The 12,865-nt window shown below is 33.5% G+C and carries 8 protein-coding genes; 4 read left to right on the top strand and 4 right to left on the bottom strand.

The genetic code is table 11. From position 1 onward, the window contains the following. Positions 1-25: 25 nt before the first annotated feature. The 4 genes from ppdK to pflB form a co-directional block, all read right to left on the bottom strand. A complete protein-coding gene (gene ppdK / locus ABD939_RS03410) occupies positions 26-2,755 on the bottom strand; it encodes a pyruvate, phosphate dikinase (protein WP_345164543.1) in 2,730 nt (909 codons plus the stop codon). 158 nt (positions 2,756-2,913) lie between these two features. Continuing rightward, positions 2,914-4,182: an L-lactate MFS transporter gene (locus ABD939_RS03415; RefSeq protein ID WP_345164546.1), complete on the bottom strand. Its 1,269-nt coding sequence runs from the start codon at positions 4,180-4,182 to the stop codon at positions 2,914-2,916. 37 nt (positions 4,183-4,219) lie between these two features. Then, positions 4,220-5,020, bottom strand: coding sequence for a pyruvate formate-lyase-activating protein (gene pflA / locus ABD939_RS03420; protein ID WP_345164548.1), 801 nt, complete (start codon positions 5,018-5,020; stop codon positions 4,220-4,222). Between the two features lie 36 nt (positions 5,021-5,056). Continuing rightward, complete coding sequence (pflB, locus tag ABD939_RS03425; protein WP_345164550.1) at positions 5,057-7,282, bottom strand: formate C-acetyltransferase; 2,226 nt, start codon at positions 7,280-7,282, stop codon at positions 5,057-5,059. Positions 7,283-7,597: 315 nt separating this feature from the next. Between pflB and ABD939_RS03430 the strand changes: the two genes are divergently transcribed. The 4 genes from ABD939_RS03430 (at position 7,598) to ABD939_RS03445 (ending at position 12,865) form a co-directional block, all read left to right on the top strand. Beyond that, positions 7,598-9,367 (top strand): AMP-dependent synthetase/ligase, encoded by a 1,770-nt coding sequence (locus tag ABD939_RS03430; protein ID WP_345164552.1) that lies wholly within the window; start codon positions 7,598-7,600, stop codon positions 9,365-9,367. Between the two features lie 128 nt (positions 9,368-9,495). Continuing rightward, positions 9,496-9,888, top strand: a complete 393-nt coding sequence (locus ABD939_RS03435) for a hypothetical protein (RefSeq protein ID WP_345164554.1) — start codon at positions 9,496-9,498, stop codon at positions 9,886-9,888. Between the two features lie 111 nt (positions 9,889-9,999). Then, positions 10,000-10,455, top strand: a complete 456-nt coding sequence (locus tag ABD939_RS03440; RefSeq protein ID WP_345164556.1) for a MarR family winged helix-turn-helix transcriptional regulator — start codon at positions 10,000-10,002, stop codon at positions 10,453-10,455. Between the two features lies 1 nt (position 10,456). Beyond that, positions 10,457-12,865 (top strand): 3-hydroxyacyl-CoA dehydrogenase/enoyl-CoA hydratase family protein, encoded by a 2,409-nt coding sequence (locus ABD939_RS03445; protein WP_345164559.1) that lies wholly within the window; start codon positions 10,457-10,459, stop codon positions 12,863-12,865.

The following is a 12,865-nucleotide window of genomic DNA, read 5'->3' on the forward strand; positions in this document are numbered from 1 at the left end:
TTTATAATAGAATAGATAAAGGGAATTACAAACTTGCCTTAATAGCAGCCTGAGCAGAAACTAGTCTTGCAATAGGCACACGATAAGGTGAACAACTTACATAATCCATCCCTGTATTGTAACAGAACTCTATAGAACTAGGTTCGCCACCATGCTCTCCACAAATACCAACCTTTAAATTTGGTTTTGTACTTCTACCACGTTCAGTTCCAATTTTCACTAATTGCCCTACACCTTCTTGATCTAAAATTTCGAAAGGATCATTTTTTAGAATTCCTTTTTCGATATATATAGGCAAGAATTTACCAGCATCGTCTCTAGAATAACCAAATGCCATTTGTGTTAAATCGTTTGTTCCAAAGGAGAAGAAGTCGGCTTTTTCAGCTATTAAATCTGCCATAAGTGCCGCTCTTGGAATTTCAATCATGGTTCCTACTAAGTATTCAACCTTATCATTACGTTCTTCAAAAATAGTGTTTGCTGTAGTTCTAATAATGGCATCTTGAGCTTCAAACTCCTTAACTGTACCAATTAATGGTACCATAATTTCTGGTTTACAAATTACACCCCTTTCTTTTAAATTTAATGCTGCTTCAATAATAGCACGTGTTTGCATTTCGGTAATCTCTGGATAAGTATTTCCTAATCTACAACCTCTATGTCCTAACATGGGGTTAAACTCTTCCAATTCGGCTACTTTATTTTTAACGGCTTGTAGAGAAATATGCATTTCATCTGCCAAATCTTTTTGGGTAGCTAATTGATGAGGAACAAACTCATGTAGTGGCGGGTCAAGTAACCGAATAGTTACAGCATGACCTTCCATAGCTTCAAAAATGCCCTCAAAGTCGTCACGTTGCATAGGTAATAAATCTTCAAGTGCCTGTTTTCTTCCTTTAACGGTATCTGCCAAAATCATTTCGCGCATTGCTTTAATTCGGTCCAATTCAAAGAACATGTGTTCTGTTCTTGTTAATCCAATACCTTGTGCGCCAAAACCACGTGCTACTTTTGCATCTTTAGGACTATCTGCATTTGTACGCACTTTCATTTTTGAATACTTATCAGACAACTTCATAATTTCAGCAAATTCGCCACTCAACTCAGGTTCGATAGTAGCTACTTTTCCTTCAATGATATTCCCTGTAGAGCCGTTTAATGAAATCCAATCGCCTTCATGATAAATATGATCTCCAACGGTTAAAGTTCTTTTCTTATAATTAATTTTTAGAGCTCCAGCACCAGAAATACAACATTTACCCATACCACGTGCTACTACAGCAGCATGCGAGGTCATTCCGCCTCTTGCCGTTAAAATACCTTTAGCAATATTCATTCCCTCTAAATCTTCTGGAGATGTTTCAATACGCACTAAAATACTGTTTTTATACTTATTTGCTTCATCAGCAAAAAACACAATTTTACCTGTTGCGGCGCCAGGAGATGCTGGTAATCCTTGAGCTATTACATTAGCCTTTTTAAGTGCACTTGGATCAAAAACTGGATGCAATAATTCATCTAGTTTATTTGGCTCTACTAATAGTATAGCCTCTTTTTCATTAATCATACCTTCTTTTAATAAATCCATAGCAATTTTTACCATGGCAGCACCTGTTCGTTTTCCATTTCTGGTTTGTAGAATCCATAGTTTTCCATCTTGAATTGTAAACTCCATATCTTGCATATCGCGATAGTGTTTTTCAAGAATATCTTGATACGAATTAAGCTCTTTAAAGATTGAAGGCATCAATTCTTCAAGCGAAGGATAATTTTTGGCTCTATCCGTTTCTTCTACTTTTGCTAATTCTGCCCAACGTTGTGAACCTAATTTTGTGATTTGCTGTGGCGTTCTAACACCAGCAACTACATCTTCACCTTGTGCATTTATTAAATACTCGCCATTAAACACATTTTCTCCTGTTCCAGCATCTCGAGTAAAACAAACTCCTGTTCCAGAATTATCGCCCATATTACCATAAACCATAGCTTGAACATTTACTGCTGTTCCCCAGTCTGCTGGGTAGCCATTCATGTTTCTATAATAAATTGCTCTATCACCGTTCCAACTATTAAATACAGCTATAATTGCGCCCCAAAGCTGATTCCATGGATTTGTTGGAAAATCTTGACCTGTTCGTTTCTTTACAGCATCTTTAAAATCGTAAACCAAATCTTTTAAATCTTGAACTGTAAACTCAGTATCTAATTCAATACCTCGCTTTTCTTTAAGATGTTCCATAATTTCCTCAAAAGGATCAATATCATCCTTTGAAGCAGGTTTCATTCCAAGTACTACACCACCATACATTTGAATAAAACGACGGTAAGAATCCCAAGCAAATTGCTCATTATTCGTTTTTTTAGCTAAACCTAATACAACCTCATCATTCATACCCAAATTAAGAACAGTATCCATCATTCCTGGCATAGAAACTCTAGCTCCAGAACGTACTGAAACTAATAGCGGATTATCTTTATCCCCAAAAATAGTACCCATTTGAGACTCAATATTAGCTATACAGTCTTCAATATCTTCATTAATCATTTCTACAACAGCGCCTTGTCCTAATAAATTATATTCGGTACAAACTTCAGTCGTAATTGTAAACCCAGGTGGTACAGGAATTCCAATTGAACTCATTTCTGCTAAATTCGCTCCTTTCCCTCCTAAAAGGTTTTTCATTGTACTATTTCCATCGGCAGTTTTGTTACCAAACTTGAAAACCCGAGCCTTAACATTTTCTAGTATTTCCATAATATTTGTTTTAATTTTTTATTTGCTTAAAAAGTGAAATAAAAGTAGCTATTATGAATAAAAAATATCATGACAAAAATCATGTTAAGCCTTATTTTTACTAAAAAAAAGCACTTCCGTTTTCAGAAGTGCTTTTTAATCAAATCAACTATTAAAGTTTAAGCAAACTTCAATTTTTTGTCAATTTTTTTTTCACTTTTTTTATAGGATTTCATTACGGTTCTTTTCATTAACAAAGACACCATAAAAGCAACAATGAATAATATCGCGAATACTTTGAGTGTAGTGTCGAGTGAACCTGTTGCATTTTTAACCATATCGTAAATAGTTGGTCCAATAACACCAGCTAATCCCCAAGCCGCTAATACCATACCGTGAATAGCTCCTAATTGTTTTGTGCCAAATAAATCGCCTAAAAAAGCTGGTAATGTTGCAAATCCTCCACCGTACATAGTGATTACCGTAAAAAGCACAATTAAAAATGCTAATTCCATTGATATCTGTGGTAAAAAGTAAAATGCTAAAATCTGAAATGCAAAGAAAATGATATAGGTGTTTGCTCGCCCCAGATAATCAGATAAGGTAGACCACATGATTCTACCCAATCCATTAAACACGCCTATTAAACCAACTATAGCTGCTGCCTCCATTGGTGTGTAGTTTAGCTTTTCTTGCATCATTGGGCTTGCTGCAGAAATAATAGCAATACCACAGGCGATGTTGATAAACATCATAATCCAGATATAGTAGAAACGTGATGTTTTTAAGGCTTCATTAGCCGTAATATTTGCCATATCTTTTTTGATTGTTTTACCTTCTCCTGGTTTAAAACCATCTGGCAAATAACCTTCTGGTGGTCTTTCAATATACCTTGCAGAAGATAAAATCAATACCATGTAAATCAATCCTAAAATGTAAAATGCATTTGAAACACCTACAGCATCAAAAAGTGATTGCATTACAGGACCAAAAATTAACGCTGCAAAACCAAAGCCCATAATCGCCATTCCTGTAGCTAACCCTCTTCTATCTGGAAACCATTTTACTAATGTACTTACTGGGGTAATGTAACCTAATCCTAAACCAATACCACCAATAACACCGTAGCATAAGTAGAATAACCATAAGGCTTCTAGTTGTACTGCTAATCCAGAACCTAAAATACCAATACCGTAAAATATACCTGCTGTTGTACCACTAACTTTTGGACCAACTTTTTCTACCCATCTTCCTAAAAATGCTGCAGATAAACCTAATAATAAAATAGCAATTTTAAATGCCCATTTTATGACGCTGCCATCAACATCAAATATGTCTTTTACAGGGTTGGTCATTACTGAATACGCATATACCGATCCTATTGAAATATGTATTCCTACCGCTGAAGCAGCTATTAACCAACGGTTTTTTAGTTTTTGTGTTTTCATAATACTAATTGTTAGAGTTTTGCTTTCTGCTTACTCATTAATTTATTCTAACTTCTTTGAAATACTGTTGCAATATCTCTACTGCAGCATCAATTTCTTTTGGAGTATTTTCTCTTGCATCCTTTAAGGGATAATCCCAACCCAAAGCATCCCATTTATGAACGCCTAACTTATGATAGGGCTGAATTTCAATTTTCTCAATGGTTTTGTAATCTTTAAAATACACCCCCATTTGATGTAATAACTCTGGTTTATTTGTTATTTCTGGAATCAACACATACCGTAACCACATTTTTTTTCCAGAAGCTTCTCTGTGTTTTGCGAAATTGAAAGTGGTCTCCTTGTTTTTCTGACCTGTGATGTATTCATAACCTTCCTCAGTCATATGCTTAATATCCAGCATTACTAAATCCGCATATTTATCTAGTAATTCTTCTGTGAAATGATTAAGAAGTCTACCGTTTGTATCAATATTAGTATGAATACCTTCTTCTTTTAATCTTTTGAAAAATGGAACCAGTTCTTTGGATTGTAACAAAGGTTCGCCGCCTGAAACAGTAACACCCCCTCTTTTTCCGAAATAAGGTTTCTCTTTTATGGCCATTTGCACCAATTCCTCAATTTGGTATTCCTTACCGCCATGAGTATCTATAGTATCTGGGTTATGACAATACAAACATTTTAGTTTACAACCTTGTAAAAACACTACCATTCTTACTCCCGGTCCGTCATGAGTGCCAAATGATTCTATTGAATGAACTCGTAATATGTTGTCTTTGTGTTGGATGACTTTAGGTTTTAAAATTAGCATCTGAAAAAAGAAGCTTATACGCTTCATTTCTCAGATGCTTACAAAATATAAATAGAGTTTAGTTTAGATTGATTCGTGGAACGATCTGGTAATCACTTCCATTTGTTGTTCCCTAGTTAATCTTACGAAGTTTACTGCGTATCCAGAAACCCTAATGGTTAACTGTGGATATTCTTCTGGATGCTCCATCGCGTCAAGTAAGGTTTCTTTATCTAAAACATTCACATTAACGTGTTGTGCATTTTTAGAAAAATAACCATCTAAAATACATGCAAGATTTTCAATTCTTTCTTCTTCGTTAGTTCCTAATGATTTTGGAACAATTGAGAATGTATTTGAAATCCCATCTTGTGAATCTTTATAATCTATTTTTGCAACAGAGTTTAATGAAGCAATAGCACCATGAGAATCTCTACCATGCATTGGGTTTGCACCTGGTGCAAATGGAATACCTTTTGCTCTACCATCAGGTGTAGCTCCAGTTTTCTTACCGTAAACCACATTTGATGTTATAGTTAATACAGACATCGTTGGTTCTGCATTTTTATAAACAGGTAATTTTTTCAATTCATCATTAAAATCGGCAACAGCTTTCGCAGCTAAAACATCAACTCTATCGTCATCATTACCATAGCATGGGAACTCGCCTTCAATTTTAAAATCGACGGTTAAACCTTCCTCATTTCTAATTGGTTTTACCTTCGCATATTTAATAGCCGAAAGTGAATCTGCAACAATTGATAATCCAGCAATACCATAAGCAATATTAATTTCTGGATTGGTATCAATTAAAGCCATTTGTGCTTTTTCGTAATAGTATTTATCGTGCATGTAGTGAATAATGTTCATGGAATCATTATAAACTCTTGCAACTTCTTTCATGGCAATTTTAAAATTAGCCATAACTTTATCAAAATCTAAATACTCACAGTCACATGGTTCAATACCTTCCACCATTTGCGTTCCTGTAATTTCACATTTACCACCATTAATTGCTAATAATAGTGTTTTAGCTAAGTTGGTACGTGCTCCAAAGAATTGAATTGACTTTCCTAAAGCTTGGTAAGACACACAACACGCAATACCATAATCATCAGAACCTCGATTTGTTCTCATCATTTCATCGTTTTCAAACTGAATTGAAGAAGTGTCAATTGCAACTTTAGAACAATAATCTTTAAAGTTTTGTGGTAGTTTTTCAGACCAAAGAATAGTCATATTAGGCTCTGGTGAAGGCCCTAAGTTGTATAATGTGTTTAAGAAACGGAAAGACGTTTTTGTTACTTTTGTTCTTCCATCATCAAACATACCACCAATAGCTTCTGTAACCCATGTTGGATCTCCAGCAAAAATCTCATCATAAGCACTCATTCTTAAATGACGTACCATACGCAATTTCATCACGAATTGGTCTATAAATTCTTGAGCTTCTTCTTCAGTAATTAAACCTTCTTGTAAATCGTTTTCAATGTATATATCAAGGAATGTAGACACATTACCAAGAGACATTGCAGCACCATCTTGCTCCTTAACAGCAGCTAAATATGCCATATAAGTCCATTGTACAGCTTCTCTAGCGGTTTCTGCAGGACGATTTAGTTCTAAATCATATTTAGCACCTAAAACAATCATTTCTTCAAGCGCCTTAATTTGATCTGAAACTTCCTCACGAAGACGAATCACAGCATCCGTCATAGGTCCCGTGATATTTGCCAAATCTTTTTTCTTTGCTTCAATTAAAGCATCAATACCATACAATGCCACACGACGGTAATCTCCTATAACTCTACCTCTAGCATAGTTATCAGGTAAACCAGTTAAAAATCCTAACGAACGGAATTTTTTAATCTCGTCATTGTATGCTGCAAACACACCATCGTTATGTGTTTTCACATATTTGGAAAATAATTCTGTAAGGTTATCATTTGGCTTAACACCTTGTTCTGCTAAAGCTTTTTGTACCACTTTAAAACCACCAAAAGGTTTCATAGTACGTTTTAACAATTCATCTGTTTGTAATCCAACAATTACCTCATTTTCCTTGTCTATATATCCAGCATTAAATGCACTAACTGTTGAAATAGTTTCAGTATCTAAAGCACGAACACCATTATTTTGACGTTCTTCTTTTGTGGCATCTTTACAGATGTCCCATAGACGCTTTGTTTTTGCACTTGGTCCTACTAAAAATTCATCTGTTCCATAATAAGGTGTAACGCTTTTGTAAACAAAATCTTTAACGTTAATCTCATCAATCCAAATTCCGGGTTTAAATTCTTTTACTTCCATCTCTATATATTTAATATTTTGTAAAAATTGTATCTATTTTGACTATTCAAATTTAAATACTACCCCAGTAAAGAATTATGACATTTATCAGTAAACCATTGAAAATTAGAGATTTTAATACTTGACAAAATATTCGTCTTATTTTATCAAAAACCTAAAAAACCTATTTAGTATTTGCGTTTTTATTAGTTAAATAAGAAAAAAATGATAATTTCAAAATACACAAAAAATCTATTTTTTAATTTTCTAATTATTTAATGTATTTGAAAATCCTTTTTATTTTCATATTTTGCATCACTGCTATAAAAAAAACCTATGAATAAGATTACTAGACTTTTTGATTTTCCCTATTATCAATTAGAAAAATTCAATTTAGAAAAAGCTTTTACAACAAAATATAATGGTGAATGGCAATCTATTTCTTCTAAAGAATATGTAGAAAAAATCAATGCTGTTAGTAGAGGTTTATTGAGACTTGGGGTAAAACCAAATGATAAAATTGCAGTTATTTCATCCACCAATAGAACGGAATGGAATATTTTAGATATTGGCGTTTTACAAACTGGTGCTCAAAATGTACCTATTTACCCAACAATTTGTGCTGAAGATTACGAGTATATTTTAAATCATTCAGAATCTATATACTGTTTCGTATCAGATAAAGAAGTTTTAGAAAAATTAAATGCTATTAAAGAAAATACAAAACTTAAAGGCATATATACTTTTGATGATATTTCTGGAGAAAATAATTGGAAAGCTATTTTAAAACTTGGTGAAGATGACAGTAACCAAAATGAAGTTGAATCTAGAAAAACCAGTGTTAAAGAAGAAGATTTAGCAACTCTTATTTATACTTCCGGAACAACAGGAAAACCAAAAGGTGTTATGTTATCGCATAGCAATTTGGTTTCCAATGTTTTAGATAGCGAAAAACGTGTACCATTTAGCAAAGGAAAATCTAAAGCACTTAGCTTCCTTCCAGTTTGCCACGTTTTTGAACGCATGATTTTATATCTATACCAATATTGTGGTGTTGAAATATATTTTGCTGAGTCTATTGAAAAAATGAGCGATAACCTTAAAGAGGTTAAGCCAACTGTTATGACAGCAGTTCCAAGACTATATGAAAAAGTATATGACAAAATAATAGCTAAAGGAGCAGATTTGAGCGGTATTAAAAAATTACTTTTCTTTTGGGCAGTTAATTTAGGTTTAAAGTTTGAACCATACGGAAAAAATGGATGGTGGTATGAAACGCAATTAAAATTAGCTAGAAAACTTATTTTTAGTAAATGGCAAGAAGGTTTGGGTGGTAATTTAGAGCTTATGGTATCTGGAAGCGCTGCTTTACAACAAAGGCTAACTAGAGTTTTTGCAGCTGCAGGTTTGCCCATAATGGAAGGCTATGGTTTAACCGAAACATCACCTGTTATCTCTGTTAACGATATGAGAAATGGTGGTTTTAAAGTTGGAACCGTTGGAAGGATAATTGATAATGTTGAAATAAAAATTGCCGAAGATGGAGAAATCCTTTGTAAAGGACCTAATGTTATGATGGGTTATTATAAAGACCCTGAAAAGACTGCTGAAGTTATGACTGATAATTATTTTCATACAGGAGACATTGGCGAAATTGACTCAGATGGATTTTTAAAAATTACAGATCGTAAAAAGGAAATGTTTAAAACCTCAGGCGGTAAATATGTTGCACCAGCATTGTTAGAAAATCAATTTAAACAATCTCGATTCATAGAACAAATAATGGTTATTGGAGAAGGTGAAAAAATGCCTGCTGCATTGGTTCAACTTAATTTTGAATTTGTAAAGGAGTGGGCAAAACGCCATGATATAGATTACCAATCCAATGAAAAGATCATTACAAACTCTAATTTAATAGAACGTATACAAGAAGAAATTGACGATGCTAATTCAAACTTTGGCAAATGGGAACAAATAAAAATGTTTGAAATTACACCAGACATCTGGTCTATCGACGCAGGACATTTAACACCTACTATGAAAATGCGTCGTAAAGTAATAAAAGAAATCTACTCTAACCTTATTGAAAAAATTTATAGAAATTAAGTTCCAACAAAATCATAAAATTTGCCTTACAAGAAATTATCAAATTAATGATTTTTAAGTATTTATGTAAGTAATTCGTATTTTTTTAATACTTTTATTGACAACTAATCAATAAACCATTAAAAAAAATGAAAACAAAGAATTTTTTAATTGCTGGAATTGTTGGCGGAATAGTAGACTTTCTTTTGGGTTGGCTATTTTACGGAATTATATTTTTAGACACATTTCCACAGCCAGAAGAAAGCTCAGAAACTATGTTGTTTATATTTTTAGGATGCCTAACATTTGGGCTATTTGTGTCCTATATATATACACAATGGGCGCAAATTTCTACTTTTGCCACAGGCGTAAAAGCTGGAGTAATTATTGGGTTATTCGTAGGGATTTACTATAATTTCTTCAATTTAGCTATGGGACCAGATGCTACAATGCAACTTGCTGCATTAGATGTTGGCATATCATTAGTAATGACAGCCATTATAGGTGGTGTGATAGGTCTAGTAAATGGTAAATTAGGATAATTTTAAAATAAATACTTTTATTACACCTCTTATATGGAGGTGTTTTTTTATTAATTTATTATGCATGCATAATAAATTTTATTATATTTGACAACACCAACCATAAATAGAATGAAAGAAAAAACTATAGATTATATATTAAGGACAACATGGTTAACAGTCCAAAAAATGTATAATGAGGAAGCCTCAAAGTTCGAAAGCACTATGGCCACAGGTTTTACACTTTTAAGTATTGATCCAGAGAATGGAACTCCATCAACAGCTTTAGGTCCAAAAATGGGCATGGAAGCTACTAGTCTTTCAAGAATATTAAAGACTATGGAAAAAAGGGGTTTAATTGAGCGTCATCCAAATCCTGATGATGGCCGAGGTGTTATTATAAAATTAACAGAGTTTGGTCGTGAAAAAAGAGATTATTCGAAAGAAAAAGTTTTAATATTTAATGAAACCATTAAGAATAATATCTCAGCAGAAAAAATAAATCATTTTTATGAAGTTGCGAAAATTATAAATGATATGGTTTTAAACAAAAAAATATACAATCAAAACGAAAGCATTTTAAAATAAAATGAGCAAACGAAGAATTAAAAAAGTGGCCATTATTGGTTCAGGAATAATGGGGAGCGGTATAGCTTGTCATTTTGCTAATATTGGTGTTGATGTTTTATTATTAGACATTTTACCTAGAGAACTGAATGACAAAGAAAAGGCTAAGGGGCTTACTTTAGACGATAAAGTAGTTAGAAATAGGTTAGTTAATGACGCCCTTACTACGTCTTTAAAATCAAAACCATCTCCTATTTATCATCAAAAATTTGCAAATAGAATTACTACTGGTAATTTGGAAGATGACATTACAAAAGTAAAAGACGTTGATTGGATTATGGAAGTAGTTGTAGAACGTCTAGACATAAAACAACAAGTTTTTGAAAAATTAGAAAAGCACAGAACACCGGGAACTTTAATTACTAGTAACACTTCTGGAATTCCAATTAAATTTATGAGTGAAGGGAGAAGTGAAGACTTTCAAAAACATTTCTGCGGAACTCATTTCTTTAACCCTGCACGTTATTTAAAGTTATTTGAAATAATTCCTGGTCCAAAAACAAGTAATTCAGTTTTAGAATTTTTAAATGGCTATGGCGAGCAATTTCTTGGTAAAACCTCAGTAGTCGCAAAAGACACTCCAGCATTTATTGGAAACAGAATTGGTATTTTCAGTATCATGAGTTTGTTTCATACCGTAAAAGATATGGATTTAACCATTGAAGAAGTTGATAAATTAACAGGTCCGGTAATTGGCCGACCAAAATCTGCAACCTTTAGAACAGTTGATGTAGTTGGTTTAGATACTTTGGTACATGTTGCTAACGGCATTGCAGAAAATTGTAAAGATGACGAACAACTAGAGTTATTTAAACTACCCGATTTCATCAATACTATGATGGAAAACAAATGGCTAGGAAGTAAAACTGGACAAGGATTTTACAAAAAAACTGTAACAACTGAAGGTAAAAAACAAATACTTTCTCTAGACTTAAACTCATTAGAATATCGCTCAAAAAAAAGCGCAAAATTTGCAACTTTAGAATTGACTAAACAGGTTGATAAGGTTGTAGATCGTTTTAAAATATTAACTAACGGAAAAGATAAGGCAGGTGAATTTTATAGAAAAAGTTTTGCCGCTTTGTTTGCCTATGTATCTAATAGAATTCCAGAAATAACTGATGACCTTTATAAAATTGATGATGCCATGAAAGCTGGTTTTGGTTGGGAACATGGTCCTTTCCAAATATGGGATGCCATTGGTGTTGAAAAAGGTATTGAACTCATGAAAGCTGAAAATTTAGAGCCTAACTCATGGGTAAATGATATGTTAGCATCTGGTAGTTCATCATTCTATACAATTAATAATGGTGCAACTTATGCATACGATATTCCCAAGAAAACACAAGAAAAAATACCTGGTCAGGATGCCTTTATTATTCTAGATAACATCAGAAAATCAAACGAAGTATTTAAAAACTCTGGAGTTGTTATTGAGGATTTAGGCGATGGTATTTTAAATTGTGAATTCCAATCTAAAATGAACACTATTGGTGGTGATGTTTTGGCAGGAATAAACAAAGCTATTGATTTGGCTGAAAAAGATTTTGATGGACTAGTTATTGGAAATCAAGGAGCTAACTTCTCTGTTGGCGCTAATATAGGAATGATTTTCATGATGGCTGTCGAGCAAGAATATGATGAACTAAACGGAGCCATTAAGTATTTCCAAGACACTATGATGCGTATGCGTTATTCATCGATTCCAACAATTTCCGCACCACATGGCATGTCTCTTGGTGGTGCATGCGAGCTTTCCATGCATGCAGACAAAGTAGTTGCAGCAGCAGAAACTTACATGGGGTTAGTTGAATTTGGTGTAGGTGTAATACCCGGAGGAGCTGGATCAAAAGAAATGGCATTAAGAGCTTCAGACACATTTAGAAAGGGTGATGTAGAATTAAATGTACTACAAGAATACTTCTTAACAGTTGGTATGGCTAAAGTTTCAACCTCTGGTTATGAAGCATTCGATTTAGGTTTACTCCAAAAAGGAAAAGATGTCATAGTTGTTAATAAAGACAGACAAATAGCAACCGCAAAGGCACATGCAAAATTAATGGCAGATGCTGGTTACACGCAACCCGTTAAAAGAACTGATGTTAAAGTTCTTGGAAAACAAGCTTTAGGTATGTTTTTAGTCGGTACGGATGCTATGAATGCTAGTCATTACATAAGTGAACACGATCAAAAAATCGCTAACAAATTAGCTTACGTTATGGCTGGTGGTGATTTATCTGAACCAACTTTAGTAAGCGAACAATATTTATTGGATTTGGAGCGCGAAGCATTTTTAAGTTTATGTACAGAACGTAAAACTTTAGAACGTATCCAGCACATGCTAAAAACAGGTAAACCTTTAAGAAACTAA

Origin of the sequence: Algibacter aquimarinus (genome assembly GCF_039543265.1) — a bacterium.
In the GTDB taxonomy this organism is placed as follows: domain Bacteria; phylum Bacteroidota; class Bacteroidia; order Flavobacteriales; family Flavobacteriaceae; genus Algibacter_B; species Algibacter_B aquimarinus.

Coding starts and splice junctions, on each gene's coding strand:
- ppdK (WP_345164543.1), bottom strand. CDS start 2,755: ATGGAAATACTAGAAAATGTTAAGGCTCGGGTTTTCAAGTTTGGTAAC.
- ABD939_RS03415 (WP_345164546.1), bottom strand. CDS start 4,182: ATGAAAACACAAAAACTAAAAAACCGTTGGTTAATAGCTGCTTCAGCG.
- pflA (WP_345164548.1), bottom strand. CDS start 5,020: ATGAAGCGTATAAGCTTCTTTTTTCAGATGCTAATTTTAAAACCTAAA.
- pflB (WP_345164550.1), bottom strand. CDS start 7,282: ATGGAAGTAAAAGAATTTAAACCCGGAATTTGGATTGATGAGATTAAC.
- ABD939_RS03430 (WP_345164552.1), top strand. CDS start 7,598: ATGAATAAGATTACTAGACTTTTTGATTTTCCCTATTATCAATTAGAA.
- ABD939_RS03435 (WP_345164554.1), top strand. CDS start 9,496: ATGAAAACAAAGAATTTTTTAATTGCTGGAATTGTTGGCGGAATAGTA.
- ABD939_RS03440 (WP_345164556.1), top strand. CDS start 10,000: ATGAAAGAAAAAACTATAGATTATATATTAAGGACAACATGGTTAACA.
- ABD939_RS03445 (WP_345164559.1), top strand. CDS start 10,457: ATGAGCAAACGAAGAATTAAAAAAGTGGCCATTATTGGTTCAGGAATA.